Annotated in this window: 26 protein-coding genes and 2 tRNA genes; 11 read left to right on the plus strand and 17 right to left on the minus strand. The window is 59.6% G+C overall.

Annotated elements, in window-relative coordinates; genetic code table 11:
- Window positions 1-19: 19 nt before the first annotated feature.
- The 6 genes from G0Q00_RS03775 to G0Q00_RS03800 form a co-directional block, all read right to left on the minus strand.
- Window positions 20-322: a hypothetical protein gene (locus G0Q00_RS03775; RefSeq protein ID WP_163036534.1), complete on the minus strand. Its 303-nt coding sequence runs from the start codon at window positions 320-322 to the stop codon at window positions 20-22.
- A 111-nt stretch (window positions 323-433) separates the two neighbouring features.
- Window positions 434-901, minus strand: a complete 468-nt coding sequence (gene nusB, locus G0Q00_RS03780) for a transcription antitermination factor NusB (protein ID WP_163036536.1) — start codon at window positions 899-901, stop codon at window positions 434-436.
- A complete protein-coding gene (locus G0Q00_RS03785; RefSeq protein WP_163036538.1) occupies window positions 898-1,449 on the minus strand; it encodes a 6,7-dimethyl-8-ribityllumazine synthase in 552 nt (183 codons plus the stop codon). Before G0Q00_RS03785 ends, nusB begins: the two co-directional genes overlap by 4 nt.
- A 3-nt stretch (window positions 1,450-1,452) precedes the next feature.
- Entirely contained in the window at window positions 1,453-2,583 is a 1,131-nt protein-coding gene (gene ribB, locus G0Q00_RS03790; protein ID WP_163036540.1) for a 3,4-dihydroxy-2-butanone-4-phosphate synthase, read from the minus strand.
- 100 nt (window positions 2,584-2,683) lie between these two features.
- Entirely contained in the window at window positions 2,684-3,649 is a 966-nt protein-coding gene (locus G0Q00_RS03795) for an MBL fold metallo-hydrolase (RefSeq protein ID WP_163036542.1), read from the minus strand.
- 82 nt (window positions 3,650-3,731) lie between these two features.
- A complete protein-coding gene (locus G0Q00_RS03800; protein ID WP_163036544.1) occupies window positions 3,732-4,325 on the minus strand; it encodes a riboflavin synthase in 594 nt (197 codons plus the stop codon).
- 211 nt (window positions 4,326-4,536) lie between these two features.
- Here G0Q00_RS03800 and G0Q00_RS03805 point away from each other — a divergent pair, with 211 nt between their 5' ends.
- From G0Q00_RS03805 to G0Q00_RS03815, 3 genes are all read left to right on the plus strand, one after another.
- Window positions 4,537-5,829 (plus strand): capsule biosynthesis protein, encoded by a 1,293-nt coding sequence (locus tag G0Q00_RS03805; protein ID WP_163036545.1) that lies wholly within the window; start codon window positions 4,537-4,539, stop codon window positions 5,827-5,829.
- Between the two features lie 125 nt (window positions 5,830-5,954).
- Window positions 5,955-7,055: a polysaccharide biosynthesis/export family protein gene (locus G0Q00_RS03810; RefSeq protein WP_239058314.1), complete on the plus strand. Its 1,101-nt coding sequence runs from the start codon at window positions 5,955-5,957 to the stop codon at window positions 7,053-7,055.
- A 14-nt stretch (window positions 7,056-7,069) separates the two neighbouring features.
- The gene (locus tag G0Q00_RS03815; RefSeq protein WP_370458530.1) at window positions 7,070-9,130 is read left to right on the plus strand and encodes a capsular polysaccharide biosynthesis protein; all 2,061 of its coding nucleotides are present in this window, start codon (window positions 7,070-7,072) and stop codon (window positions 9,128-9,130) included.
- Here the strand turns inward: G0Q00_RS03815 and ribD are convergent.
- The 6 genes from ribD to G0Q00_RS03845 all read right to left on the minus strand — a co-directional run bounded on the left by ribD (window position 9,127) and on the right by G0Q00_RS03845 (window position 16,643).
- Window positions 9,127-10,233: a bifunctional diaminohydroxyphosphoribosylaminopyrimidine deaminase/5-amino-6-(5-phosphoribosylamino)uracil reductase RibD gene (ribD, locus tag G0Q00_RS03820; RefSeq protein WP_239058315.1), complete on the minus strand. Its 1,107-nt coding sequence runs from the start codon at window positions 10,231-10,233 to the stop codon at window positions 9,127-9,129. The genes G0Q00_RS03815 and ribD overlap by 4 nt on opposite strands.
- A gap of 9 nt (window positions 10,234-10,242) precedes the next feature.
- Window positions 10,243-10,713, minus strand: a complete 471-nt coding sequence (nrdR, locus tag G0Q00_RS03825) for a transcriptional regulator NrdR (protein WP_163036547.1) — start codon at window positions 10,711-10,713, stop codon at window positions 10,243-10,245.
- A gap of 134 nt (window positions 10,714-10,847) precedes the next feature.
- Window positions 10,848-11,264 (minus strand): secondary thiamine-phosphate synthase enzyme YjbQ, encoded by a 417-nt coding sequence (locus G0Q00_RS03830; RefSeq protein WP_163036549.1) that lies wholly within the window; start codon window positions 11,262-11,264, stop codon window positions 10,848-10,850.
- A gap of 614 nt (window positions 11,265-11,878) precedes the next feature.
- Window positions 11,879-13,861: an RNA polymerase sigma factor RpoD gene (gene rpoD, locus G0Q00_RS03835; protein WP_163036551.1), complete on the minus strand. Its 1,983-nt coding sequence runs from the start codon at window positions 13,859-13,861 to the stop codon at window positions 11,879-11,881.
- Window positions 13,862-14,050: 189 nt separating this feature from the next.
- A complete protein-coding gene (gene dnaG, locus G0Q00_RS03840) occupies window positions 14,051-16,018 on the minus strand; it encodes a DNA primase (RefSeq protein ID WP_163036553.1) in 1,968 nt (655 codons plus the stop codon).
- 37 nt (window positions 16,019-16,055) lie between these two features.
- The gene (locus G0Q00_RS03845) at window positions 16,056-16,643 is read right to left on the minus strand and encodes a TetR/AcrR family transcriptional regulator (RefSeq protein ID WP_163036555.1); all 588 of its coding nucleotides are present in this window, start codon (window positions 16,641-16,643) and stop codon (window positions 16,056-16,058) included.
- A gap of 144 nt (window positions 16,644-16,787) precedes the next feature.
- Here G0Q00_RS03845 and G0Q00_RS03850 point away from each other — a divergent pair, with 144 nt between their 5' ends.
- The 8 genes from G0Q00_RS03850 to G0Q00_RS03885 all read left to right on the plus strand — a co-directional run bounded on the left by G0Q00_RS03850 (window position 16,788) and on the right by G0Q00_RS03885 (window position 23,073).
- Window positions 16,788-17,075 (plus strand): hypothetical protein, encoded by a 288-nt coding sequence (locus tag G0Q00_RS03850; protein ID WP_163036557.1) that lies wholly within the window; start codon window positions 16,788-16,790, stop codon window positions 17,073-17,075.
- 106 nt (window positions 17,076-17,181) lie between these two features.
- Complete coding sequence (locus tag G0Q00_RS03855) at window positions 17,182-18,474, plus strand: homoserine dehydrogenase (protein WP_163036559.1); 1,293 nt, start codon at window positions 17,182-17,184, stop codon at window positions 18,472-18,474.
- 108 nt (window positions 18,475-18,582) lie between these two features.
- A complete protein-coding gene (locus G0Q00_RS03860) occupies window positions 18,583-19,320 on the plus strand; it encodes a ceramidase domain-containing protein (RefSeq protein ID WP_370458555.1) in 738 nt (245 codons plus the stop codon).
- A gap of 100 nt (window positions 19,321-19,420) precedes the next feature.
- Entirely contained in the window at window positions 19,421-20,386 is a 966-nt protein-coding gene (gene glpX, locus G0Q00_RS03865) for a class II fructose-bisphosphatase (protein WP_163036561.1), read from the plus strand.
- The gene (locus G0Q00_RS03870; RefSeq protein WP_163036563.1) at window positions 20,386-20,937 is read left to right on the plus strand and encodes a cysteine hydrolase family protein; all 552 of its coding nucleotides are present in this window, start codon (window positions 20,386-20,388) and stop codon (window positions 20,935-20,937) included. The genes glpX and G0Q00_RS03870 overlap by 1 nt, the downstream gene beginning before the upstream one ends.
- Window positions 20,934-22,682 carry a single-stranded-DNA-specific exonuclease RecJ gene (recJ, locus tag G0Q00_RS03875; protein WP_163036565.1) on the plus strand — a complete coding sequence of 583 codons (1,749 nt, stop codon included), beginning with the start codon at window positions 20,934-20,936 and terminating at the stop codon, window positions 22,680-22,682. The genes G0Q00_RS03870 and recJ overlap by 4 nt, the downstream gene beginning before the upstream one ends.
- 88 nt (window positions 22,683-22,770) lie before the next feature.
- Window positions 22,771-22,845, plus strand: a tRNA-Glu gene (locus tag G0Q00_RS03880).
- Window positions 22,846-22,998: 153 nt separating this feature from the next.
- Window positions 22,999-23,073, plus strand: a tRNA-Glu gene (locus G0Q00_RS03885).
- A gap of 80 nt (window positions 23,074-23,153) precedes the next feature.
- On the opposite strand, the gene G0Q00_RS03890 is transcribed toward G0Q00_RS03885, so the two are convergent.
- From G0Q00_RS03890 to G0Q00_RS03910, 5 genes are all read right to left on the minus strand, one after another.
- Window positions 23,154-23,480 carry a hypothetical protein gene (locus G0Q00_RS03890; RefSeq protein ID WP_163036568.1) on the minus strand — a complete coding sequence of 109 codons (327 nt, stop codon included), beginning with the start codon at window positions 23,478-23,480 and terminating at the stop codon, window positions 23,154-23,156.
- Window positions 23,481-23,581: 101 nt separating this feature from the next.
- Window positions 23,582-24,592 carry a GGDEF domain-containing protein gene (locus G0Q00_RS03895; protein WP_163036570.1) on the minus strand — a complete coding sequence of 337 codons (1,011 nt, stop codon included), beginning with the start codon at window positions 24,590-24,592 and terminating at the stop codon, window positions 23,582-23,584.
- Window positions 24,589-25,197 carry a heme NO-binding domain-containing protein gene (locus G0Q00_RS03900; RefSeq protein ID WP_163036571.1) on the minus strand — a complete coding sequence of 203 codons (609 nt, stop codon included), beginning with the start codon at window positions 25,195-25,197 and terminating at the stop codon, window positions 24,589-24,591. The genes G0Q00_RS03895 and G0Q00_RS03900 overlap by 4 nt, the downstream gene beginning before the upstream one ends.
- Window positions 25,198-25,255: 58 nt before the next feature.
- A complete protein-coding gene (locus G0Q00_RS03905) occupies window positions 25,256-25,948 on the minus strand; it encodes an HAD family hydrolase (RefSeq protein WP_163036573.1) in 693 nt (230 codons plus the stop codon).
- A 47-nt stretch (window positions 25,949-25,995) separates the two neighbouring features.
- Entirely contained in the window at window positions 25,996-26,274 is a 279-nt protein-coding gene (locus G0Q00_RS03910; RefSeq protein ID WP_255464730.1) for a DUF3572 domain-containing protein, read from the minus strand.
- Window positions 26,275-26,284: the final 10 nt, after the last annotated feature.

Here is a 26,284-nt window from a genome sequence, read left to right on the forward strand (position 1 = left end):
GGCCTGCCCTGCAAGAGCATCAGCGGTTTGCGGCCACTTTTACGCGGGCAGGTTCGCCGGTGATCACCGGCTGGCGCTTGCCGCCTTTGGGCGTGTCGTCGCTGCTCTCCATGCGCATTATGACAAAGGCAAATTGGACACCTGCAAAGACGATGCCGTTGAACACGAACAGCATCAGGACCGCGATCCACCCGATGTCCGAGGTCGAGATCAGGTGCCACAAATTGCCAACATTCGTATAGAGCAACGCCGCGACAAAGGCAGCGGACAGCCCAAATCCAATCAGGACGTTCTTGATATAGACGCGGACGAGTTGTGGCATGTCACGCTCCCTTTGGTGAATAGGGTAAGTATGTGAGCCACTGCCCCAAATGAAAAGAGGCCAATGGGTCGCATCCCAATGGCCTCTGGAAGCTGTTGATCTCGCCGGAGCTTAAAACGCCTCGGGCTTTACCTCGCGGGCCATGTGATCCAGAACCGCGTTGGTGAACTTCGCTTCGTCCCCTTCCGGGAAGAACGCACGCGCGACGTCCACGTACTCGGTGATCACCACTTTCGGCGGGGTGTCGCCCTCAACCATTTCGGCACCAGCAGCGCGGAACAGTGCGCGCAAGGTCGGGTCGATCCGTGCGATCGGCCATTTGGCCACCAACGCGCGGTCGGTCAACTGGTCAATCTTGGCCTGATGGTTCACAGCGTCGCCCACCAGCTTGCGGAACAGGCGGCTATCGCCCTCGGCCATGGTGTAGTCGTCGAACTCTTCGCCAAAGCGGTGGTCTTCGAACTCGACCATCACGCGGTCCATGGTCTGGCCCGCGGCCTCCATCTGAAACAGCGCCTGCACCGCGAACAAGCGGGCGGCGGATTTCATCTTGCGTTTCTGGTTGCCGGAAAGCGTCATGCGGTTGGGGTATCCTTCGTATCACCAGCAAGCTTGATCGAATCCGAGATCGACTTGAAGCCGACCCCCTTGCTTGCGGAGGCCCATTTGCGCGAAAGCGCGACAAGATGCAAGGCCGCAGCGGCTGCTCCGCCACCTTTATTTTGGTCATTCACGTCGGCGCGCACTTCAGCCTGCGGGCGGTTTTCCACGGTCAGAATACCGTTACCGATGCACAGCCCATTGAGCCCCATCAGCTGAATGGCGCGCGAACTGTCGTTGCAGACGGTTTCATAATGCGTGGTCTCGCCCCGGATCACGCAGCCCAGCGCAACGTAGCCGTCGAAATTCGACAGGCGGTCGGCCATCGAAATCGCCGTGGGCACTTCCAGCGCACCGGGCACTTCCACCAGATCCCACGTGCCACCAACCGCCTCGATCTCGGCCTTGGCGCCCGCGACCAGATTGTCGGCGATGTCCTTATAGTATGGCGCGACAACGATCAGGATTTTCACCGGCTTGTCAAAGCTTGGGCGGTCCAGAATGTAATGCTGTTCTGCGGTGGCCATGTTTCAGTCCTTCTGAATGGGGCGGGTCGCGGTGATGGTCAGCCCATAAGCGTCCAGACCCACATAGCGGGTTTCGGGGCTGTCGGTCAAAAGAACCATCTCGTTCAGGCCCAAAGTCGACAGGATTTGCGAGCCAAGACCGATCTGGCGCACGGTCCGCGGGCCTTCTTCTTCGTCCGCGTGCAGCGTCTTGCGCGGTTCGCGGAAGAGGCAGACAACGCCCCGACCCTCATCCGCGATGATCTGCATTGCACGCGGCAGCTCGTCTGCAGGTTTCGGGCCAAGGCCCAGCACGTCCTGCGCTTCTTGCAGGGCATGGGTACGGACCAGCACCGGCTCGTCTGTGGTGATGTCGCCCTTGATCAGCACTACGTGCTCGATCTCGTGCGTCATATCGGTGAAGATGCGCATCTCCCATTCACCACCGAATTCCGAGGTAATGGTCTCGCGACCTGTCTCACGCACAAGGTTGTCGTGGCGGCGGCGATAGGCGATCAGGTCCGAGATCGTGCCGATCTTGATCGCGTGTTTCTTGGCGATTTCAACCAGTTCCGGCAGGCGCGCCATGGTACCGTCTTCGTTCATAATCTCGCAAATCACGCCCGAGGGGTTGCGGCCCGCAAGGCGCGAGATGTCCACGGCAGCTTCGGTGTGACCGGCACGCACCAGCACACCACCGTTGCGCGCGCGCAGCGGGAAGACGTGTCCGGGGGTCGCGATCTCGGCCGGGCCGTTCTCGGGGTTGATCGCAGTCGCCACGGTCAGCGCGCGATCGGCGGCGGAAATGCCCGTTGACACGCCTTCACGCGCTTCAATCGACACGGTGAACGCAGTTTCGTGACGCGAAGAGTTGTGCATCGCCATCATCGGCAGGCCCAGCTCGTCCACTCGCTTGGCTTCCATCGGCAGACAGATCAACCCGCGGCCATGGGTGGCCATGAAATTCACAGCCGCCGCATCACAGGCATCGGCGGGAATGACGAAGTCACCTTCGTTTTCGCGGTCCTCATGGTCCACAAGAATATAGATCCGACCCGCGCGGGCTTCGGCAATGATCTCTTCCGCCGAGGCGATGGCATCGGACAATCCGGCTTCGACCGGACCGGGTGTTTCGTATGTGGTGCTTTCAGACATGGCGCGTTCCCCTTCAGGCTCGGGGCTGAGTAGCGCAGGCGCGCGCTCAATGCCAGCCCAAAGGCGGCGGGAAACGGCACCAAGACGTCACGAAAACGGTCTAGAACTGCCAAAGCGCCGGGACAAACTGATAGGCGTCCCCGTCGCGGCGCACATGACCCACACCGGGGAACGGGAAGTGATAGCCCAGAACCGCGATCCGGTCCGTGGCCGCCATATCAAGCAGGCGGTTACGTGTAACCCCGACCTGCGCCCCGTCTGAATCGCGGCCCGAGTACCATTCGGGATGCGCGAAGTTCAGGATGGCGTGGGTCATACAATCGCCAAGCGCGATTAGTTGCTGGCCGTCGCTTTCCACCGCCACCGACATGTGCCCCGGCGTATGGCCCGGCGTGTCGATCATACGGATGCCCGGCGCAATCTCGTGATCATTCGACGCTAGGGTCCATTCCAGACCCTCGGCATTGATCGAGTTCACCGCTCCCAGCACAAACTGTTGATCTTCCGGCGCCACACGATCGACCAGACCGTCTTGAAGCCAATGCGTATGCTCGGCCTGCCCCATCACGTATTCAGCGTCCGGGATGATCGGCTCGTCGAAATCGTCGCGAATACCCCAGATATGATCAGGATGTGCATGGGTGATGGCGACATGCGTAATCCCATAGGGGTCAATCCCGGCGGCCTCTAAGTTCTCCATTAGCCGTCCCGTTGTATCGAACCAGCGTGTGCCCGACCCGACGTCGACCAAAACCTTGGCGTCGCCCAGCTCGATATACATGTGGTTTGTGTGGGAGTAGCCGACCTCGGGGTCGATGTAGTGCTCTGCCATGAAGGCCAGCTTTTCTTCTTCCGGCGCATTCATCGCCTGCCCACCGAAGGGCAAGGTGAAATAGCCGTCCGAGACGATGGTGATTTTCGCCTGCCCCAGCGTGAAACTGAAATGTGCCGGATTTCCGTCCGTTGGCGCACCCAACATGGCCCGCGCGGCGGCAGGCATGGCGAAAGCAGGCGCAACCGAGGCCAAGCGCAAAAGGTCACGGCGAGTGGGGCGAATAAGGGACATGGGCGATCTCCGTCAGAAGGGATTTTCGCCAATCATATGCCCATATACGAATATTTCAAACAAAGATCACGCCAAACGGAATTCAAGACTGTCCGTAATCTGCCAGCCGGGCGACGTAACGTGCCAATGTATCGATCTCGAGGTTGATGCGATCCCCAACCTGCGCCTGCCCCCAATTCGTCACCTCTTTGGTGTGCGAAATCAGGTTCACGCCAAACTCGTCACCTTCGACCTCGTTCACGGTCAGCGAGGTGCCGTTCAGAGCCACCGAGCCTTTCGGCGCAATGAATCGTGCCAGTTCCGACGGTGCCCGGAAGCGTACGCGGGTGCTGTCGCCTTCAACATGCATTGACACGATCTCGGCCACGCCATCCACATGACCGGACACGATATGCCCGCCTAGCTCGTCCCCGACCTTCAGGGCACGCTCCAGATTCACACGACGGCCAACAGCCCAATCACCCAAATTGGTTTTCGAGACAGTTTCCGCCGAGATATCAACGTCATACCAATTGTCGCCCATTGCAACGACCGTCAGGCACACGCCGTCCGAGGCAATCGACGCCCCCAGATCAATTCCAGCTGTATCATACGCGGTCACGATCCGTGCACGCATGTCGCCTGCTTGCTCCAGCGCCTCTACGCGCCCTACATCGGTGATGATCCCAGTGAACATGTCGCCTCCTGCATCGGGTTGGTGGTTCTGCTGTAGCGGAAACGTGGCCCGGATTGAAGCCAAGATACATCGCGCAGGCCAATCCTCATCGGTCGATAAATTTCCCTGCACGGCCCAAATTTTGCCGCAAGCCATTGTTAATTCCCCTGCAACCCTATTTTGTAGGCCTATAAGGCGATTAACGCTCGAAATAATTTGGTGATTGGCAGGCATGGCGCGCATCACAGGCGAAAACCGAAACTTCCTGTTCCTGCAAGGTCCGCACGGGCCTTTCTTCGGGCAATTGGCAAAGATGCTTGGGCGCTCTGGGGCGAAGGTGTGGCGCGTTGGGTTTAACCGTGGTGATCAGGCATTCTGGTCTGACAAATCGACCTACATTCCGTTCACTGCGACGCACGACCAGTGGATCAACCAGTTCGATCAGATTGTTACGAAACACGGCATCACCGACATCATACTTTACGGTGACACGCGCCCCATCCACGCCCAAGCCATTGAACGGGCGCACGAACAGGGGCTGACCATTCATGTCTTCGAAGAAGGCTATCTGCGTCCCTATTGGGTGACCTATGAACGGGACGGCTCTAACGGAAATTCGCGCCTGATGGACTACGATGTCCCTCAGATGCAGCGCATTCTTGAAGACGCCGAACCGGATATGCCCGAAGCCCCTGCCCATTGGGGCGACATGCGCCATCACGTTTTCTATGGCGCGCTCTATCACTGGTTTGTCATGTTCCTGAACCAGCGCTATCGCAATTTCAAACCCCACCGCTCAATCGGTGTTGGAAAAGAGTTTCTTTTGTATCTTCAGCGCCTTGTCTTAATGCCCGTCATCGCTGCAGATCGCATCTCGGCCACTTTTCGGATCCGCTATGGAGGCTTCCCGTACCATCTGGCCCTCCTGCAGCTGGAGCATGATTCAAGCTTCCAGATGCACAGTCCTTTCACCACGATGACAGAGTTTCTTGAGCTGGTGATCGCAGGCTTTGCCGACGGGGCACCAACGCATCACCATCTGGTCTTCAAAGCGCATCCGCTGGAAGATGGGCGCGTTCCGCAACGGCGCGAAATTCGCAGGCTTGCGCAGGCCTATGGCATTAACGATCGCGTCCACTATGTACGTGGCGGCAAGCTAGCCAAGCTTCTGGATCACGCACGTTCTGCCGTGACGATCAACTCGACCGCCGCCCAGCAAGTCCTGTGGCGCGGGCTGCCCCTGAAGCTGTTCGGAAACGCGGTCTACGCCAAGCCTGAATTCGTGTCGGAACAGCCGCTGCCCGAGTTCTTTGACATCCCCACCCGACCTGACAAACGCGCCTATCGCGACTACCGGCACTTCCTTCTCGAGACCAGTCAGGTTGCAGGCGGTTTTTATTCTTCGCGCGGGCGGCGACAATTGTTGCGTCAGGTGGTTGATATGATGCTGGCACCTGACGCCCCCTATCAGGCGCTAGAGCGGGGAACAGCGGCACCTCGGCAACAGTTGAGCGTGGTCAAGTAACCTAACGGTCCCTTTTCTGGAAAATTCATCCCAGTCACGCTAACTTTCGGAAAATGAATCATAATTCCATGTATGGTGGACGGGCAGTGACAGCAAAAATATCCAATTGGGCCAAGCACTTGATCTTGGCATCGGTCGTTATTGCGCTCGGCGCCTGTGGACTGCCCCGCACCGGCCCGACCAAGCAAGAGCTTTATGCTGGCTCGATCGAGAAGCAAGGCAATGCGCATGTCGTGGTCGTTACTGACCACGTCACCCGTGCCACGGCCGTTGTTCCGCCCCTTGGATTCAGCCCGGAATTCCAGAACCGCGCGCTGGTTGGATCGGACACGATTCGGGCCGGCGACACGCTGACCATCTCGATCTGGGAGAACGTTGAAGACGGTATCCTGACCACCGCAGGGGCCCCTGCCGCGCTTGAGCATGTGCAGGTCGACGGCGAAGGCTATATCTTCATTCCCTACGCAGGCCGTGTGAAAGCCGCTGGCAATTCTCCCGAGGCCATTCGCCGTATCATCACCCGCAAACTGGCCGAGCAAACGCCCGACCCGCAAGTCACCGTGCGTCGCACCGCCGGTGATGGGGCCACCGTGTCGGTCACCGGTTCGGTCGGCGGCCAAGGCGTCTATCCGATTGAACGCCCCACCCGCACGCTGAACGCCATGCTGGCGCGTGCCGGCGGTGTCTCGATCGAGCCTGAGATTGCCAAGGTCAAAGTGATCCGCGGCGCGAAAGTGGGCGAGATCTGGTTCGAAGACCTGTTCAAATACCCGCAGATGGACATTGCCCTGCGCGGTGGCGACCGCATCCTGGTCGAGGCCGACCCCCGCACCTTCACAGCCCTTGGCGCAACCGGCGCGCAAAAACGCGTCGGTTTTGCCAGCCAGACCCTGTCGGCTGTCGAGGCCATCGCGCAGGTCGGCGGCTTGTCCGGTGCTGCAGCTGATCCCAAGGGGGTGTTCGTGCTGCGTGATGAAAGCGCGGAGATCGCCAATTCGGTTCTGGGACGCACGGATCTGAGCGCGCCGCAGCGCATGATCTATGTTCTCGATCTGACCGGCACCAACGGCTTGTTCCTGGCCCGCGATTTCGGGATCCGCGACGGCGACACGGTGTATATCACCGATGCGCCCTATACCCAGTGGACCAAGGTCCTGTCGGCCCTGACCGGTTCGCTGTCCACGGCGGGGTCCATCGCGGCCCTGAACCAAAGCCTGACCGAGTAATCGGGCCACAGCCCGTGACCGACGACATCAAGACACAGACAGCCGCCGGGTCATCACAGCCCCGGCGGCTTTTCGTTTACAATGGCGGGTTCCTGACCCAACCGCGCGTGAAGCGTATCCTTGATCTTGCAGGCTGGCAGATCCGGCTTGGCCTTCCGGGCGATGGAGATTGGGTTGGGACGTGGGGCAAAAGCCCGACCTCGGGACGGGGCGAGGCTGTGGCCGCCCGCAAGAAAAATCCAGTTCTCAGGGTCGAGGATGCCTTCCTGCGCTCAGTCCTCCCCGGCCGTTCCGGCGAGCCGCCCTTGGGGCTGATACTGGACGATCTGGGGGTGCATTTCGACGGATCGGCGCCGTCACGGCTTGAGCAGATCCTGAAACACGACCCGCTGGATGACAGCGCCCTTCTGAACCGGGCGCGGACGGCAATCACGCGAATTAAGTCCGGGCATCTATCGAAATACAACGCCTTCCACCCCGACCTGCCCGTACCCGATGCGCCCTATGTGTTGGTGCTTGATCAGACCGCGGGGGATGCCTCGATCCGCTATGGCGGCGCGACGGACGCAACCTTCCGCGACATGCTGGTCGCCGCGCGTCTGGAACATCCGCACGCCCGCATCCTGATCAAAACCCACCCCGAGACGCAGGCGGGGCATCGCTCTGGCCACTACGGGCCTGAGGACGAGAACGATCAGGTGAAGCTGATTTCGGCCCCCGTCAGTCCTTGGGCGCTGCTGGACGGCGCAATGGCCGTCTATACCGTCAGCTCAGGCATGGGGTTCGAGGCCATTCTGGCCGGGCATAAGCCCCACGTGTTTGGACAGCCCTTTTACGCCGGCTGGGGTCTGACCGAGGATCGGCTTCCAGTAAACCGGCGCGGTCGCAATCTGACCCGTGCGCAGCTGTTTGCGGGTGCGATGATGCTTTATCCCACGTGGTACGATCCCTATCGCGACAAATTGTGCGAGATCGAGCAGATGCTCGATACGCTCGATGCCCGCGCCCGCGCGTGGCGCGAGGACCATCAGGGCTATGTCGCCAGCGGCATGCGCCTATGGAAGCGCCGCCCCTTGGCCGAGTTCTTCAAGGCCGACCCGGCGATGGTATTCGACGACAATGCCGCGCGCGCAGCGGACGGGGCCGAGACGCTGCAACGTCCCTTGATGGTCTGGGCCGGCAAGGAAGAGCCTGCCCACGGATCGCAGCGCCCACCGCTGCGCATCGAGGATGGCTTCCTGCGCTCGCGCGGATTGGGGGCGGAACTTGTGCCGCCCCTGTCCTTGGTGCGCGATGATTTGGGCATCTACTACGACCCAACCCGCGAAAGCCGATTAGAGCACCACATCGCGGCAGCGACCGCGCTGCCTGACCATGCCCGCGACCGCGCTACGCGCCTGATCGCTCGGATCACAGAAAACCGGTTGGGGAAGTACAATCTGGATCGCCCCCTGCCCGCTGGTTTGGGCAACCTGCCCAAAGGCGTGCGCATTCTGGTGCCGGGTCAGGTCGAGGACGATGCCTCGATCAGGTTGGGCACGTCGGAGGTCTCGACCAATCTGGACCTGCTGAAACGCGCACGCGGGGACAATCCCGAGGCTGTGATCATCTATAAGCCGCACCCGGATGTGGAAGCAGGCCTGCGCGCCGGGCGCATTGCGCCGGACGAGGCTGTGCAATACGCCGACCTGATCGCCGATCAGGCCGACCCAATTGCACTTCTGGAGCATGTGGACGCGCTGTGGACCATGACCTCGACCATGGGGTTCGAAGCGTTGCTGCGCGGCGTGCCTGTCACCTGTCTGGGCGCACCGTTCTATGCAGGCTGGGGGCTGACCACGGATCTGGGACAGCTGCCAGAGCGGCGGACGGCCCGACCAGACCTGATCGCGCTGACCCACGCCGTCCTGATCGACTATCCGCGCTATTTCGATCCCATCACGAAAAGCGCCTGCCCGGTCGAGGTCGTGGTGGACCGGCTGGCCTCGGGCGAGGTCCCCAAAGGGCGACGTGGCACGCGGGTGTTGGCAAAGCTACAAGGAGTGTTCGCCAGCTACACCTATATGTGGCGCTAGGCTTTCCGCCTCCAACGGTGCAGTACGTCACCACCAATATCGCGACATTCCACCAAATCGAACCGGGGCGCTTCCGCCAGACGGCTTAGCCCCATCGCGGCCAGCGACGGGCGGCCCTCGGCCCCAATCGCCAGACCGGCCCCATAGCCCACAAGCTCATCGACCAAGCCCGCCACCAGAAGCGAGGCCGCAAGCCCCCCACCCCCTTCGCAATAGACGCGGGTCAACCCGCGGTCTCCTAGAGCCAGCAGAACCGAGGCCGGGTCGAGCGTCGCCTGAACCTCGTCCACCTCAATCAATTCGGCGCCCATCCCCTTCCACGCTGCAATCAACTCGGGCGCGGCACGGCGTCCGTGGCAGATCCAAACGGGCACCTCGCGTGCTGTACGGCCAAGCTGACTGTCCAAAGGCAAGTCCAAATGGCGGGACAGCACCACACGCACCGGCTGGTGATCCACGCCCAGCCCGCGCACCGTCAGCGAGGGATCATCATCACGCGCAGTCCCTGCCCCGACCATCACCGCATCATGGCTGGCACGCATGGCATGCACATGGCGCCGCGCCTCTGGCCCCGTGATCCACTGGCTTTCGCCGCTGGCCGTGGCGATCCGCCCGTCAAAGCTGCTGGCCAGTTTCAGGGTCAACATCGGACGGCCACGCGTGACACGGCTGAGGAACCCGGCCTGATCGGCACGTGCGTCGGCTTCGCACAACCCGGTGACGACCTCGATCCCAGCGGCGCGCAGCATATCAAACCCGCCCCCATCCACGCGCGGATCAGGATCACCCAGCGCGCAGACCACGCGCACGATACCCGCGGCGATCAGAGCCGCGGCACAAGGCGGCGTTTTCCCGTGATGGGCGCAAGGCTCCAGCGTGACATAAGCGGTCGCGCCGCGGGCGGCATCGCCTGCCTGCGCCAGCGCCACGACCTCGGCATGGGGACGCCCGCCCGGCTGGGTCCAACCCCGCCCGACAATGCGTCCATCTCGCACAATCACACAGCCCACGGCAGGGTTCGGCCAAACGCGCCCAAGCCCGCGCCGCGCAAGCGACAGGGCCAGGCGCATATACCGGAGATCCGCGCCTGAATTCTGCGACATCATCGACGGTTACTCGTCTTCTGTGGGGATATCCGGGCGCAGTTCGCTAACGAATTTGTCGAAATCATCTGCGGCCTGGAAGTTCTTGTAAACACTGGCAAACCGCACATAGGCGACGGTGTCGATCCGGGCCAGGGCCTCCATCACGATCTCGCCAATAGTTTTCGACGGAATGTCCGTCTCGCCCATGCTTTCCAATCGGCGTACGATACCCGAGATCATCTGATCAATGCGTTCCGGTTCAACAGGACGTTTCTGCATCGAAATGCGGATCGAACGCTCAAGCTTCTCGCGGTCGAAATCTTCGCGGCGACCGTTCGATTTGATCACCACCAGATCGCGTAGCTGCACGCGCTCGTAGGTCGTGAAGCGCCCTCCGCATGCCGGGCAAAACCGGCGACGCCGGATCGCCACGTGATCTTCGGCCGGTCGGCTGTCTTTCACCTGAGTGTCGATATTTCCGCAAAACGGACAGCGCATGGGCGCCCCCTTTTCTTCACTGTTCCCCGTTGGTGTGGCGGTGACCACTTATCCACAGGCACTATAGGGCAGCCTCTAGGTCTTGTGTAGGGGTAAATCCCACGCCCCAAGATAAGGGCCTATATTGCCTGTCATTACGACAGATGTGCCACGACTTGCCGCTGGTGTGATGCGTTGCGATGCTCGAACAGATAGATCCCTTGCCATGTTCCCAAGGCCAAGCGGCCATTGGTGACAGGGATCGACAAGCTGACGGGCATCATGGCTGCTTTAATATGCGCTGGCATGTCGTCCGGCCCTTCATATGTATGCGTCAGATAGGACATAGACGGATCCGTCGTCGGCGGAACCAATCGGTGAAAAAAATTACGAAGGTCAGTCTGAACTTCAGGGTCTGCATTTTCTTGGATCAACAGCGAACACGAGGTGTGGCGCACAAACAGCGTCACCAGCCCCTCATCCGTCCCCTGCCCTCGCAGCCAGCCTTGCACCTGAGGGGTGAACTCGTAGAGGCCTTGCCCTTTGGTTGGAATCTCGAACAAACCGGCCATGTGTCCCCGCAAAACAGAAAAACCAGCGCCTAAAACGACGCTGGTTTTTTCTTACCCGACCAAGCACCCACGTCACAACGCCCTAGCGCCATGTCCCATCTCTTGGTCGGTTTCAGAGCCGCCTGACCGGACTACAAAGCCGAGTAGGACGGTCGCTTGACCGCCTGTCCGGCTTGCTTGCGTTTTTCCAGTTTTTTCAGCGCAAGTTTGCGCCCCAGACGCACTGATACTCGCGCCTGTTTCGCGAACTTCCACTTTGACGGCTCAGCGACTTGCCACTCAGGCACAAGGGCCAATGGTTTTTCCCTCACAACATAATTCATCAAATCCACCCAGCGTTATGCCAGCAAAAATATACTGGCGAGAGTATTCCCCGCCACATTTGTGCCACAAAATGACCAAAATTCAAAACCGTTTAACGTGTTTTTCCAAAATCAAATGGAAACAATCTGTTCTATGGCGCGACCGGCGAAGGGAAAGAGGCACTATTTCGGCACTGCGTCGCAGGGACCGAGCTTAATTTCGGCCCTATACCGTGCACCTTTCCCTACCTCGAAACGAAAAACGCCCCGCATGACGCAGGGCGTTTCCAATTAGATTTCAAGCTCGTGGCCTTACTGATCCAAGAATGACCGCAACTTGCGCGATCGGCTGGGGTGCTTCAGCTTGCGCAGCGCCTTCGCCTCGATCTGACGGATCCGTTCGCGGGTCACGCTGAACTGCTGGCCCACTTCTTCCAGCGTGTGATCAGTATTCATGCCGATGCCAAAACGCATCCGCAGAACACGTTCTTCACGCGGGGTGAGCGACGCCAAAACCCGAGTCGTGGTCTCTTTGAGGTTTTCCTGAATGGCGCTGTCCAGCGGTAGCACGGCATTCTTATCCTCGATGAAATCGCCCAACTGGCTATCTTCCTCGTCGCCAATTGGCGTCTCAAGAGAGATCGGTTCCTTGGCGATCTTCATCACCTTGCGGACCTTCTCAAGCGGCATCTGCAGCTTCTCGGCCAGTTCTTCCGGCGTCGGCTCGCGGCCGATCTCGTGCAGCATCTGGCGGCCGGTGCGGACCAGCTTGTTGATCGTTTCGATCATGTGGACCGGGATGCGGATCGTGCGGGCTTGGTCGGCAATCGAGCGCGTGATCGCCTGACGGATCCACCACGTCGCATAGGTCGAGAACTTATAACCGCGACGATATTCGAATTTGTCCACCGCCTTCATCAGGCCGATGTTACCTTCCTGAATAAGGTCAAGGAATTGCAGGCCACGGTTGGTGTATTTCTTCGCAATCGAGATCACCAGACGCAGGTTGGCTTCCACCATTTCCTTCTTGGCCTGACGCGCTTCTTTTTCACCCTTTTGAACCTGCTGCACGATGCGGCGGAATTCGGGGATGTCGACGCCGACATATTGACCAACTTGGGCCATGTCACCGCGCAGTTTTTCAACCTTGTCGGTCGAGCGTTCAATGAAGCTTTGCCATGCACGGCCAGTCTTCTCGCCCATCTCGTCCAGCCATGTCGGGTCCAGCTCGCGACCACGATAGGCTTCGATGAACTCGCGGCGGTTAATGCGGGCTTGGTCAGCCAGTTTCACCATCGACGAGTCGATCGACATGATGCGGCGGTTGATACCGTAAAGCTGGTCGACCAGTGCTTCGATACGGTTGTTGTGCAGGTGAAGCTCGTTCACCAGCTCGACGATTTCCGAGCGCAGCTTCTGATAAGCACCCTCTTCCTTCTTCGAGAAGCTGTCGTCTTCGTTCAGGGTCGCGGACATCCGCAGATCCTGCATTTCCGACAGCATCTCGTAATCACGCGCAATCAGTTCAAGGGTCTCAAGCACGCGCGGCTTCAGCGCGGCTTCCATTGCTGCCAGCGACATGTTGGCGGCTTCATCCTCGTCATCATCGTCGTCGTCGTTGTTGATCGGATTGCCGTCGGCGTCGAGTTCCTGCGCCTTCTCTTTCTTCTCGGCACTCGGTGCGGCACCGTTGGCAGCTGGAGTGACCTCTTCTTCCTCGTCGTCGTCCAGCTGATTGCCAAAGGTCGCATCAAGGTCGATCACGTCGCGCAGCAGAATATCTTCGTTCAGAAGTTCTTCGCGCCAGATGGTGATGGCCTGGAAGGTCAGCGGACTTTCACACAGACCGGCGATCATCGTATTGCGGCCAGCCTCGATCCGCTTGGCAATCGCGATCTCGCCTTCACGGCTGAGCAATTCGACCGAGCCCATTTCGCGCAGATACATGCGGACCGGGTCGTCGGTGCGGTCAAGCTTTTCGGTCTCGGCGCCCGCAACGGCCACTTCGCCGCCCGCGTTTTTCACGACGACTTCGGTCGAGCCCTTCTCTTCCTCTTCCGCCTCTTCATCTTCGATGATGTTGATGCCCATCTCGGACAGCATCGACATCACGTCTTCGATCTGTTCCGAGCTGACCTGTTCAGGCGGAAGCACCTGATTAAGCTGATCATAGGTGATGTAGCCACGCTCGCGCGCTTCGGCGATCATTTTTTTGACCGCAGCTTGCGACATGTCCGTCATTGGCTCGGCGTGCTGCTCGTCTTTTTGATCGTTGGCGGTGTCTTTGGCAGCCATGGGCTCTCCTTGCACGAAAGGCGCGGGTTGGGACCGATTTATCCTGACAGAGCGTCCCCTGTCATCGGCCACCCGCGCTTGGGTGATTCGGGTTGAACGGTCCTGATTCGAATCAGTGATTCGTCCACAGATGTAAGGTGGGTGCTTTATGCGGTGTTTGCAAGCAGACGGCAGGGCCTGTCGTGCGCTTCAGTGACTTTTTCCCTTGGTGGGGTCGATCTGCGCCAGCAATGCATCCAAGGCATCGCGTTCTTCGCGGTCCATCAGCGACCCATTGTCGGCCACTTCATAGGTGGTTTTGTCTTCTGTCTGGCTGCGCAGCGCGTTGTTTCGCGCCTCGGCCGCCTGCCCCAGACGCCATGTGACGCCCTCGTCCGGCAACGCATCCATATCAGCTTCGGCATCGCGAATTTCACGCGCCACGCCGCGCTTGGCTTCCAGTTTCGTCAGCTCTTCTTTCAGGCAAGCCAAGACAATTTCGTCGTCATCGCTCATCCGAATAGCTGGCGTGATCCGCACGTGACTAAGCGAAAACAGATGGTCCAGCACATCGCCCCCAACGCTGTTCAGCAGCCGTTCTTCCAACGCCTCCGCGCCATGATGCGCCGAGGTCAGCACACAGCGTAGCAGCGTGTCGTGATCCGGGCCGACCATATCCAAACGCTCCATCCGGCTTTCGACCTGATCCAGCATGTCGGGACGACGGATCAAGATGGCGAGAATAACCGCCTCGCGCAGGGCATCCTGCGCGCGCTCATCGGCATTGGCCAGCACAGAACCTTTAGTCGAGGCCAAGACGGGCGGCGTTGCCTGCCACCCACGTTTCCCGCCGGGCTGCCACGGGCGTTTACCCCCGCCTTGCCCTGACGGGCGGGCGCGGAATAGCTCCCACCGTTTGTCTTTGATCGCTTGACCATAATGGTTGCGGATCGACGGATCCTGAATACGGGCGATGGCGACGCGCAGATCCTTGTCCAGCGCCGCCTTGCGTTCGGGGCTGTCGAAGACTTTGCCCTCGGTTTCCCGCCGCCACAGAAGATCGACCATGGGAATGGCCCCGTCGATCAGATCTTGCATCGCACTTGTCCCGCTTTCCTTCAGCAGGTCATCCGGGTCTTTTCCCTCAGGCATGATCGAGAAACGCAGGCTTTGCCCGGCCTCTAGCATCGGCAGAGCGTTGTCGATGACGCGCATCGCGGCGCGCAGGCCCGCCGTGTCGCCATCCAGCGCAATGATCGGCTCGGGCGCGATGCGCCAAAGCAGACGCAGCTGATCCTCGGTGATCGCCGTGCCAAGGGGCGCGACTGTGGCGCTGAACCCGGCCTCGGACAGGGCGATGACATCCATATAGCCCTCGGCCACGATCAGCGGCCGGCCCTTGCCAGCGGCTTCGCGGGCGGGGCCGTGGTTATAGAGGTTGCGGCCTTTGTCGAACAGCTCGGTCTCGGGCGAGTTCAGGTATTTCGCGTTGTCATTCGGATCCATCGCGCGGCCGCCAAAGGCAATCGCCCGACCACGCGCATCTCGGATCGGGAACATGATGCGGCCCCGGAACGTGTCATAGGGATTGCCACCCTTCTGACTGGGTTTGGCCAGCCCTGCCCCAAGGATCAGATCATCCTCGACATTCTTGGCTTTTAGGTGATCCCACAGCCCTTGCCACGCATCCGGCGCAAAACCGATTTCCCAGCGGTCCAGCGCGGCTTCATCCAGCCCACGTTGGGTCAGGTAGTTCCGCGCCTCGGCCCCTGCTCCGGTCTTCAGCATCAGGCGGAAATGGTTGACCGCCATCTCCATCACCTCGACCAGTTGCGTACGTCGATCTGCCTTTTCCTGCGCCTTGGGATCGCGGGCGGGCATTTTCATCCCGGCCTCGCCCGCAAGGATTTCGACCGCTTCGATGAACGAGACATTCTCGGTCTCTTTCACGAAGCTGATCGCGTCGCCCTTCGCGTGGCAGCCAAAGCAATAGTAAAACCCTTTTCGGTCATCCACATGAAAAGACGCGGTTTTTTCCTGATGAAAGGGGCATGGCGCCCACATATCACCCTTTGCCTGATTGGACTTGCGCTGATCCCACATGACCTTGCGCCCAACAACCTGTGTCAGGCTGAGGCGGGTACGCAACTCATCTAAGAAACCGGGTGGCAGAGACATGTTCTATATATCGGGTCGTTCGCGGGCAGAGTCCAGTCTATGCGCCAACCGCCCCGCGCACCATATCCCAATAGCGATCCGCCACCGCTTCGCGCGACAGACGACCACCTTCGCGATACCAGGTGTTTACCCCGGTCAGCATGGCAATGATCGCCATGGAACTCAGGCGGATATCCGAGAGATCCAGCTCGCCCGTCTCTTGACCAGCGCGCAGGATCGCCTCCAGCTCGCCCTCATACTGACGGCGCAACGCCTCGATCGCGGCGAAGTTTTCGTCGGTCAGGTTGCGTAGTTCCATATAGGCGATGAAAACGGCATCGGGGCGTTCGAGGTGAAAGCGGATGTGGAACCGCGAGAAGGCCTCAAGCGCATCTAGCGCCGTTTCCCCCTTGGGTTCGTCCGCCCAAGCGGCCAAAAGCTCGTCCATATGGGTGCGCATAAGGTCAAACAGCAGGCTTTGCTTGTCCTTCGTATAAAGGTACAAGGCTCCAGCCTGCACGCCTACTTCGCGTGCGATTTGGCGCATCGACACGGCCGCAAAACCGTGGCGGGCAAACAAGGTTAGCGCCGCCGCGCGCACGCGGGGCCCTGTGATTTCGCTGTGTGATCCGGTTTTACGCGCCATGGGAAATTGGTAACTGAACAATCGTTCATATCCAAGCGTTTCGCGACGTCTTGCCACCAAATACTGGGAACGCCATGCTGCCTTGCAGCGCAAGCCCACGCTGTCTATGGTCGCCGTGACGTTAGCATTAAGGACCGCCATCGCATGACATGCCCGCTTAAGATCTGCTTGTTTCTTGGGTTCGGCGTTCTGGTGGCCTGTTCTGACATTCCGGATTTTGCAGACGGAGCAGCGGCAAGCGCCCCCTATCCACAGATCGTGTCGATGGGCGAGATCCTTGGACAACTTCCAACGGATCAAAGCGACTATGGCACCGGATCTCTGGCCAGCCGTGCAGCAGCCTTGCGCGCACGCGCCAACCGCTTGCGCCGAACATCAGTCGTGGATGGAAAAACGCGCGGACAAATGCAGGCCGCCTTGGCCCGGCGCTAAACACCACCACCCAATAAATTAGGCCACTCCCGCAAGCCGTGGATTGCACAGCGTTGCTGCTTTGGATACACGTCGCTGGACGATATTACAGCCGACGGAGACCGACATGACAGATACCGCCCCCCTGCGCCTTGGAATTGCAGGTCTTGGCACCGTCGGCATCGGCGTCGTGAAGATCATCCGCCGTCAGGCCGCGCTTCTGCAAGACCGCGCCGGACGCCCTGTGGTGATCTCTGCCGTTTCGGCCCGTTCGAAAGACAAGGATCGTGGCGTGGACCTGTCGGACTACGGCTGGGAAGATGATCCTGTCGCGCTGGCGAAACGCGATGATGTGGACGTGTTTGTCGAACTTATGGGCGGCGATGAAGGCCCGGCGAAAGACTCGGTCGAAGCTGCAATTGCCGCAGGCAAAGACATTGTCACCGCGAACAAAGCCCTTCTGGCCCATCACGGACAGGAACTGGCGTTGGCCGCCGAGGCCGCAGACGTGCGCATCCGTTATGAGGCCGCCGTCGCCGGGGGCATCCCGATCATCAAGTCGCTGCTGGAGGGTCTGGCAGGCAACGAAATCACCCGCGTCATGGGCGTGATGAACGGCACCTGCAACTACATTCTGACCCAGATGCAGGCCACGGGCCGCGGCTATAACGCGCTGTTCGATGAATGCGCCGAGCTGGGCTATCTGGAAGCAGACCCGAACCTTGACGTGGGTGGCATCGACGCTGGCCACAAGCTGTCGATCTTGTCCTCGATCGCCTTTGGTACACAGGTCAATTTCGACGCGGTCGAGCTGGAAGGCATTCAACGCATTCAGCTGGAAGACATTGAACACGCTGCCGAAATGGGCTTCCGCATCAAGCTTCTGGGTGTGGCCCAGATGACCGGGCGTGGGCTGGAGCAGCGCATGTCGCCCTGCCTAGTACCGGCAACCTCTCCGCTGGGTCAGTTGGAAGGCGGCACCAATATGGTGGTCGTGGAAGGCGACGCGGTCGAGCAGGTTGTTCTGCGCGGCCCCGGTGCGGGCGAAGGCCCGACCGCCAGCGCGGTGATGGGTGACGTGATGGACATTGCGCGCGGCATCCGGGTTCCAACATTCGGACAACCGGCGACGACCCTGCGCCCCGTGACCGGCGCAAAGGCCGCAAAGCCCGCGCCCTATTACCTACGCATGTCGCTGCTTGATAAGCCCGGTGCGATGGCGAAAGTGGCCGCAGTTCTGGGTGATGCTGGTCTTTCGATCAATCGGATGCGCCAGACCAGCCATGACGAGAAACTTGCCCCGGTATTGATCGTCACCCATAAATGTACCCGCGACGCACTGGACGCTGCGATCAAGGGCTTCGCTGAAACCGGCGTGGTTGATGGCGAACCAATCGCCATCCGCATCGAAGAGCTGTAAGGCGCCTCGCGCGACGTCAGCTTTCTTGGCACTGGACCGGCCCCGCCGGTCCGGCCAGAGTGACCTCATCGATAAGAGGCGCTCCTGGACTGGTTCACCCCCATCGACATCTATTGCAAACGTGTCAGCGCCGCGTTCTGGGCCGAGCCGCTGAATGCTGTCTCGAATCTCGCGTTCATCCTCGCGGCCCTTTGGGGTTGGATCGAGGCCAAGCGCCGGGATCGGCTGGACCCGATGACGATGGCTCTGATCCTGTTGGCGGGAATGATCGGCATCGGCAGCTTTCTGTTCCATACCTTTGCGAATGCATGGTCCAGTCTGGCGGATGTGATTCCCATTTGGACCTTCGTTCTGCTGTTCGTTCTGGTCGCCCTGCGCCGAGTAGCAGGTATTCGCCCCGGACGTATCGGGATTGGGGTGGCCGTCGTGGCCGCTGTCATCGCGGTGCTGTTCGCCTTCGGTGGCGATGGCTCTGGAAACCAAACCAGCGACAGCGTTGCGACCGCAGAGGTTGCGCCCGTTGCCTCCCCGCCAACAGACGAGGACACCCATGATTACGCCGGAGAAAACAGCCTTCTAAACGGGTCCGAGCAGTACCTGCCCGCCGTTCTGGCCTTTCTGGCCTTCACCTTCCTGAACCGCCGCAACGGACACCAAATCGCCCCGTGGATCACCGCCGCCTCGGTGATCTTCATAGTCTCGCTTACCGTCCGCACACTCGACATGCATCTGTGCGAGATTTGGCCCATCGGCACGCATTTCATCTGGCACATATTGAACGGCGCAATGATTGCCCTGCTGTTTCAGGGGCTCATCCGCAGCCCGGACCTGCGCTTTGCCACCTGAATCCTACGCAACCGCGCCTTTTCGTCTCGTAATGCCCTTGCCCCTGTCCCCACCGGCCCTTAAACCGGAAAGCAACTAGAGACAGTGAGGATTGCCCCTTATGGCCGATAAAGTCGTTTTCGCCGACCGTATGCTTTCGCTTGGTTTGGCTCGTGTTTCCGAAGCCGCCGCCACGGCCAGTGCCGACTTGGTCGGCCGCGGGGACGAAAAAGCCGCAGACCAAGCCGCGGTGAACGCCATGCGTGACCAGCTGAACCTGCTGGAAATTCAAGGTACCGTTGTGATCGGTGAAGGCGAGCGGGACGAAGCCCCGATGCTGTATATCGGCGAAGAAGTCGGTACCGGTGAAGGCCCTGCCGTGGACATCGCGCTTGATCCGCTGGAAGGCACCACACTGACCGCCAAGGACATGCCGAACGCGCTGACCGTGATCGCCATGGCGCCGCGCGGAACTCTGCTGCACGCCCCCGACGTGTATATGGAAAAACTGGCCATCGGCCCGGGCTATCCCACAGACGTCGTATCGCTGGGCATGTCGCCGAAAGAGCGCGTCGAAGCGCTGGCCAAAGCCAAAGGCTGCGACACCAAGGACATCACCGTCTGCGTTCTGGAACGCCCGCGCCACGAAGAAATGATCGAAGGCATCCGCTCGACCGGAGCCGCCATCCGCCTGATCACCGATGGTGACGTGGCTGGTGTCATCCACTGCGCCGAAGCCGACATCACCGGCATCGACATGTATATGGGTCGCGGCGGTGCGCCCGAGGGCGTTCTGGCAGCCTCGGCGCTGAAATGCATGGGTGGTCAGATGTGGGGTCAGCTGACCTTCCGCAACGATGACGAGCGTGGCCGCGCCGCCAAAGCTGGCATCACCGATCTGGACCGCATCTATTCGCGCGACGAAATGGTGACCGCAGACGTGATCTTTGCCGCCACCGGCGTCACTGATGGCTCGATCGTTTCGGGCATCAAGCGCGAGCCCGGCTGGTTGACCACCGAAACGCTGCTGATGCGCTCGAAGACTGGTTCGGTCCGTCGCATGATCTATCGCAACCCGGTCGCTTGATGCTGGGCGCCCTGATCCTGATCGACATTCAGGAAGGGTTTGACGACCCGTTCTGGGGCACGCGCAACAATCCGAATGCCGAGGCAAATGCAGCCCGGCTTCTCACCCATTGGCGGGCGCATAATGCGCCCGTCTTTCATATCCAGCATCTGTCGACGACCCCGGGCAGCCCGCTGAACCCGGATGGCGGCCTTGTGGCGCTGAAATCGATGGTCGCCCCACATGAGGGCGAACCCGTGCTACCCAAGCATGTGAACTCAGCCTTCATTGGCACAGATCTCGAGAAAACACTTCGAAAGCAAGGTGTTGAAGACCTCACAATCTGCGGCCTGACGACCCCCCATTGTATCTCGACCACTACCCGCATGGCGGCCAATCTGGGCTTCGACGTCACGCTGGTGCATGACGCCTGCGCGGCCTTCACAGGCAATGCGGACGGCAGCTGGCGCGATGGTCCGGCCATGACGGCCGAGGACATCCACGTTTCGGCTTTGGATCAACTGAACGGAGAATTCGCCACCGTTGTTGCGACCGACCAGGTGCTTGCATGAGCGCTTTTCTCGGGGTCGAAAGCTCTCTGACCGGGCGCAAATGGCTTGGCCCCACGACTGAGGTCGAACGCCAGGCCGAGGCCATTGGCCAGCAGACCCAGCTGCCCGCAGCTCTCTGCACGCTTCTGGCCCAACGCGGCATCCCCCCGCACGAGGCCACCGGATTTCTGGACCCCACCTTGCGCGATCTTCTGCCCGATCCCCGCAAGCTGAAAGACATGGAGAAGGCCGCGGGGCGCATCCTGTCCGCGCTGGACCGATCTGAACGGGTCGCCATTTTCGCCGACTATGACGTCGACGGCGCAACCTCGGCCACGTTGCTGATCGACTGGTTTCGGCAGATGGGTCGGCAGGTCACGCTGTATATCCCCGACCGGATTGAAGAAGGCTATGGTCCGAACACGCCCGCGATGGAGAAACTGGCCGCCGATCACAGCCTGATCATCTGCGTGGATTGCGGCACGCTCAGCTTTGAACCCATCGCCGCTGCCAGGGCCAAAGGTGCGGATGTCATCGTATTGGACCACCACCTTGGTGGCGAAACTCTGCCCGATGCCATCGCCGTGGTGAATCCAAATCGACAGGACGAGGCTGACGCCCCGGGGTACCTCTGCGCCGCCGGTGTTGTGTTCCTTGTGCTGGTCGAACTGGGTCGGCTGCTGCGCGAGGCTGGACGATCTGGGCCGGACTTGATCTCGATGCTGGACCTTGTGGCGCTTGGTACCGTGGCAGATGTCGCCCCTCTGATCGACGCCAACCGCGCCCTTGTCCGGCAAGGGCTGAAAATCATGGCCCGCCGCGCACGACCCGGCATGGTGGCACTGGCGGATGTGGCGGGTCTGAATGAAGCACCGCGCGCGTATCACCTGGGATACCTCTTGGGACCACGTGTGAATGCGGGCGGGCGAATTGGAAAGGCTGATCTAGGCGCGCGCCTGCTGTCCACAACCGACTCGAACGAAGCCCACTCGATCGCTGAAAAACTGAATGAGCTCAACGCGGAACGTCGCGAGATCGAAGCCCGCGTGCAAGAACTAGCAATGGATCAGGCCGAGAACCGCGGGCTGGATGCGCCGCTTGTTTGGGCTGCAGGAGACGGCTGGCACCCCGGTGTCGTTGGCATTGTCGCCAGCCGCCTGAAAGAAGCCACCAATCGCCCCGCGATTGTCATTGGCTTCGACGGGCAAGACGGCAAGGGGTCGGGTCGATCCGTCACTGGTATCGATCTTGGTGCGGCCATTCAAAGGTTGGCGGCAGACGGGCTGATCGAGAAAGGCGGCGGTCATAAAATGGCTGCGGGCCTCAGCCTGAACGGCGACCAGTTGGAACCTGCAATGGCCCGCCTAACCGAGTTAATGGAAAAGCAGGGCGCCGGAGACCTCGGCGCTGCTGACTTGAAACTGGATGGCATCCTTATGCCATCCGCGGCCACGGTCGACCTGATCGAGCAGCTCGAAGAGGCCGGCCCCTTCGGAGCCTCGGCCCCTGCTCCACGTTTCGCCTTTCCGGACGTTCAGATATTGTTCGCCAAACGTGTCGGTCAAAACCATCTGAAAATCAGTTTCGGAGATGGGCTGGGCACGCGGATCGATACGATTGCCTTTGGCGCCTTCGATGGCCCGCTGGGTCCCATGCTGGAACAACATGGCGGTGCCAGATTCCATCTGGCGGGGCGACTCGAAGTTAATCAATGGCAAGGCCGACTTAGCCCACAATTACGCCTGGAAGACGCCGCAAGAGCCTGAAAGTAATATACTTTCCGAAAGTAGAAAAAAGTGAAAATGCCTCTTGCACGACTTGGGGCTTTGACATAGAAACCCCTCACCACAGAGTGGCCCGTTCGTCTATCGGTTAGGACGCCAGGTTTTCAACCTGGAAAGAGGGGTTCGATTCCCCTACGGGCTGCCACTTTTCCCAAAATCCGGACACAAACTTTTGCTGACGCGGTCATCCATATTGGCACGGCCTATATTGCGCTTTGAGAAACTTTTTCACCTTTCGCGCATTTCAGCTCTTGCGCTTACAAATCGGCTCGCCTTATAAGCCGCCTACCAACAGAGTGGCCCGTTCGTCTATCGGTTAGGACGCCAGGTTTTCAACCTGGAAAGAGGGGTTCGATTCCCCTACGGGCTGCCAGTTGGAAACTCCCCAAAAGTTCAGTGGCCAGATAGACGCAAGACTAAGGCATTGGACTGCAGTTGATGCAGCCAGTCGGCTTATTGTCCGACCACAAATCTCGCGCGGCCGCCCGGCCCCGCGAAGATCACAGCGCGGACCGCGCCATTTGGAGCATACTCTGCGGTCACGGTCATGCAAATCGGTGCCCCGGTCAAACCGCGAGTAAATTTGCGGCAATACTTGCCGTCCTCCAACGTCCAGGTACCTGCAAATGAGATTCCATTAAACACCCCCTCAAGCGATCCATCTGCATGGATATACGCTTGAGATACCTGAGCACTTTGCAGGGGACGCCCAAGGATCGACTGGATGATTTCCCCGGTCTGAGCTGCCCCATTATTCGGCAGCGCCAACATGCCGATCATTTGGGACAAAGAAAGGATTATTGCACGAGATAGCAATGGCATAGGGGCCTCTGACACACGGGGATTGATGTTGTGCTAAGGTCTGCCCAAGCACCTGTCAATCAATCAGAGAATTCCCTTTCCTTTCCTGGGCGTTCCGCAATTGTAAACGCAGACCGCCCTGCGTGTTTTGACGCATACAGTGCCCTATCCGCATCTTCAGCCATCACCGTCAGATCCGGTTTCACATAGTTGGTCGACGGCACAACACCAATGCTGGCCGAAACCCTGCATTCGCGATCTTGAAACGTAATCGGAGCTTCGATCCTCCTGATCAAGCGGGCTGATATCTTTTCCAGTCGCGAGGGATAGACCTGATTGTCCAGGACAATCACGAATTCGTCCCCCCCTACGCGCGCTACCAGATCCTCTTCGCGCGTTTCTTCCCGCAGGATCTGAGCGACGGCTTCAAGCACTGCGTCCCCCGCCGCATGGCCGTGTGTGTCATTGACCGATTTGAAGAAATCCAGGTCGAGATGCATCAACGAAAACGGAACCCGGCGCAGAAACTGTCGCTCTAGCCGCGTCTCAAGCGCGCGCCTGTTGGCTAGACCGGTTAGCCCATCCGTTAAAGCTTGAGTCTGGGCAACCTCTTTTTCATCCTGAAGACGGTGTGCCAACTGGCTTGCGATGTCCATCACCGCTGATTTCGCTTCCACCAAATACAACATCTCGACCGCCAAATCGGTTGGTGCAAAATCTGATCCGGTCAATTCATAGCGCGCCACCGCTTCGGAAATTGAGTAGCCAAAGGACAGGTTGAGCAGCACGCTGTCCATATCAGGCATCACGGTCAACGCTCCGGTCAATGATGTGCGGTATGGATCGCGGATCTTCAGCTGCACGCGCCGGGTATCAATTTTGGCGACATCCTCGATCCGCGCGATACTTCTGGGCCGCCGAAGCTCAAGCAAGCCAAACACATTGCGCCCGATGACCCTGCGGTTGTTGAAAACCTTTTGGATCGTTGGCCCCGCATGTAGCACCACACCGGACCCGTCAATGATCATGTGCATCGGAAGAACGTGATCCAAAGCACCGCAAGTAAAGGGAATTGGGCGTTCAATGTTCATAGAGCACCATCCGTTGCCCAAAGAAATTCTCGCCCTTGGGCATGTTCGCGCTCCAACAGGCTTACCGAGATGACGGCGCTGTCCTGTTGCTCGCAACACACTTCGAGAAATGCAAGCGAGCCATAATCATCCGCCAATGCACGCAATGCACCCAAAAGCACGTATGGCGCACCCTTGGGGTTGTTTTCACACGTAACTTCAAAATCATGCGGCCCGACTTCGTCCACTTGTATATCCGGCAGTGTCAAGTCAGACACGGCCAAGCGCGCCCGTCCCTTAAGATCCTCTAAAGAATGTAAAAAATCGGTGTATTCAACTCCGCCGAACCGGAGCAACCGCCGCACCCGTTCGACACGCGGATCGGTCACGAGAAATGTACCGAAGTCTTCGAGCAATGAATTCCGGTCGCGCCCTTGCTCGATCGACAGCTGCCTTAAAATTGAAAGGCCGATCTGGACATCATAGTGAAACATAGGTTCGACGGATTGTACGGGCAGGTCCAATTCCGTCAGCACCTTCTCCCACACCTGATCTCCATAGGTCAGGCGTACAAATGCTTCGAATATCCACAGAATTAGGCCATGCATCATCATCACACGCGTCACTTCACGGTGATGTTCTAGAGCTCAATTCTTAACATTTCGAAAAAAGTGTATGTGTCTACTAAGCCTGTTTATCCAACCAAGCCGGAATTTGTCCGATATTGTCCAGCACCACATCCGCATATGGCGACAGCTCACCTTGGGTCGCCAACCCCGTCAGCACACCGATCGTCCGCATCCCTGCAGCGCGTCCGGCTTTCAGATCGTGCAGACTGTCCCCCACCATGGCGACCTGCTCTGACCGCACATCCACTTTTCGCGCGAACGCCAGACAGGGTGCCGCGTCGGGTTTGACGCCATTTCCGCTGTCATAGCCCGAGATGAAATCGAACAATTCCGACACACCGGCGCCTTCCAGATGCTGCCGCGCCGGGCGCTCCGCATCGTTAGTTGCAACACCCAAAGCGAGCCCGCGCGCGCGCAGGCTTTCCATCAACGGCACCAGCGCAACGGCCTCGACCTGAGGTGCGGTTTCAGCTTCATCGTTAAGAATGGTTTCCAGCGCGTTAGACGACATCCCAAAGTGTTTTTGCAGCGCCGTGACAATCTCGGCTGGCGTTCCGGCAATCACAACACTGTCACGCTTGAACGTCTGCGTGTCCATGTCGAACCCGATGTCCTGTCCAACTTCCGCGGCACGCTCTCTATCACCATCCGTCAGGCGCAAAAGCACCGCGTGCGCCCAAGCCTCCCACGTGGCCTTGAACTGGAAAAGCGTGCCGTCCTTATCAAAGAGAAGGGCCTTGATCATCATGGGTGCTCCTAGCTGCGTTTCAACGCCACACTGCCCATATCGGCCCATCAGGTCCAGTGCATTTGTGACCCGCCGGGCAATCCGTGCCGAACCTGCCCAACCTGATCATAGGACAGCCCTTGGGCATCACAGGCCTGTATGACCCACTGATCATCCATCATGAGGAAATCCAGCATCGCAGCAAGAAATTCTGGGTCGCCTGCATTGTCGCGCAACGTGTCCTGCCCTGCCCCGGTCGCCCCCATGAAAATCGGCAGAAGTTCGTCATTTGACACCAGCCAGGCCAGCATATTCAACGCAATCCGTTCGGCTTGATCTGACGTCAACTTAACACTC

Source organism: Aliiroseovarius sp. PrR006 (assembly GCF_010500215.1).
Classification (GTDB): domain Bacteria; phylum Pseudomonadota; class Alphaproteobacteria; order Rhodobacterales; family Rhodobacteraceae; genus Aliiroseovarius.

What these genes read in the sequence shown, in the direction of transcription:
- G0Q00_RS03905 (WP_163036573.1), bottom strand. Translation starts at nt 25,948, where the DNA reads ATGATGATCAAGGCCCTTCTCTTTGATAAGGACGGCACGCTTTTCCAG.
- nrdR (WP_163036547.1), bottom strand. Translation starts at nt 10,713, where the DNA reads ATGCGCTGTCCGTTTTGCGGAAATATCGACACTCAGGTGAAAGACAGC.
- G0Q00_RS03775 (WP_163036534.1), bottom strand. Translation starts at nt 322, where the DNA reads ATGCCACAACTCGTCCGCGTCTATATCAAGAACGTCCTGATTGGATTT.
- G0Q00_RS03800 (WP_163036544.1), bottom strand. Translation starts at nt 4,325, where the DNA reads ATGTTCACTGGGATCATCACCGATGTAGGGCGCGTAGAGGCGCTGGAG.
- recJ (WP_163036565.1), top strand. Translation starts at nt 20,934, where the DNA reads ATGAGCGCTTTTCTCGGGGTCGAAAGCTCTCTGACCGGGCGCAAATGG.
- G0Q00_RS03805 (WP_163036545.1), top strand. Translation starts at nt 4,537, where the DNA reads ATGGCGCGCATCACAGGCGAAAACCGAAACTTCCTGTTCCTGCAAGGT.
- G0Q00_RS03795 (WP_163036542.1), bottom strand. Translation starts at nt 3,649, where the DNA reads ATGTCCCTTATTCGCCCCACTCGCCGTGACCTTTTGCGCTTGGCCTCG.
- ribD (WP_239058315.1), bottom strand. Translation starts at nt 10,233, where the DNA reads ATGTCGCAGAATTCAGGCGCGGATCTCCGGTATATGCGCCTGGCCCTG.
- G0Q00_RS03785 (WP_163036538.1), bottom strand. Translation starts at nt 1,449, where the DNA reads ATGGCCACCGCAGAACAGCATTACATTCTGGACCGCCCAAGCTTTGAC.
- G0Q00_RS03870 (WP_163036563.1), top strand. Translation starts at nt 20,386, where the DNA reads ATGCTGGGCGCCCTGATCCTGATCGACATTCAGGAAGGGTTTGACGAC.
- G0Q00_RS03855 (WP_163036559.1), top strand. Translation starts at nt 17,182, where the DNA reads ATGACAGATACCGCCCCCCTGCGCCTTGGAATTGCAGGTCTTGGCACC.
- G0Q00_RS03850 (WP_163036557.1), top strand. Translation starts at nt 16,788, where the DNA reads ATGACATGCCCGCTTAAGATCTGCTTGTTTCTTGGGTTCGGCGTTCTG.
- ribB (WP_163036540.1), bottom strand. Translation starts at nt 2,583, where the DNA reads ATGTCTGAAAGCACCACATACGAAACACCCGGTCCGGTCGAAGCCGGA.
- nusB (WP_163036536.1), bottom strand. Translation starts at nt 901, where the DNA reads ATGACGCTTTCCGGCAACCAGAAACGCAAGATGAAATCCGCCGCCCGC.
- G0Q00_RS03895 (WP_163036570.1), bottom strand. Translation starts at nt 24,592, where the DNA reads ATGAACATTGAACGCCCAATTCCCTTTACTTGCGGTGCTTTGGATCAC.
- dnaG (WP_163036553.1), bottom strand. Translation starts at nt 16,018, where the DNA reads ATGTCTCTGCCACCCGGTTTCTTAGATGAGTTGCGTACCCGCCTCAGC.
- G0Q00_RS03830 (WP_163036549.1), bottom strand. Translation starts at nt 11,264, where the DNA reads ATGGCCGGTTTGTTCGAGATTCCAACCAAAGGGCAAGGCCTCTACGAG.
- glpX (WP_163036561.1), top strand. Translation starts at nt 19,421, where the DNA reads ATGGCCGATAAAGTCGTTTTCGCCGACCGTATGCTTTCGCTTGGTTTG.
- rpoD (WP_163036551.1), bottom strand. Translation starts at nt 13,861, where the DNA reads ATGGCTGCCAAAGACACCGCCAACGATCAAAAAGACGAGCAGCACGCC.
- G0Q00_RS03890 (WP_163036568.1), bottom strand. Translation starts at nt 23,480, where the DNA reads ATGATCGGCATGTTGGCGCTGCCGAATAATGGGGCAGCTCAGACCGGG.
- G0Q00_RS03845 (WP_163036555.1), bottom strand. Translation starts at nt 16,643, where the DNA reads ATGGCGCGTAAAACCGGATCACACAGCGAAATCACAGGGCCCCGCGTG.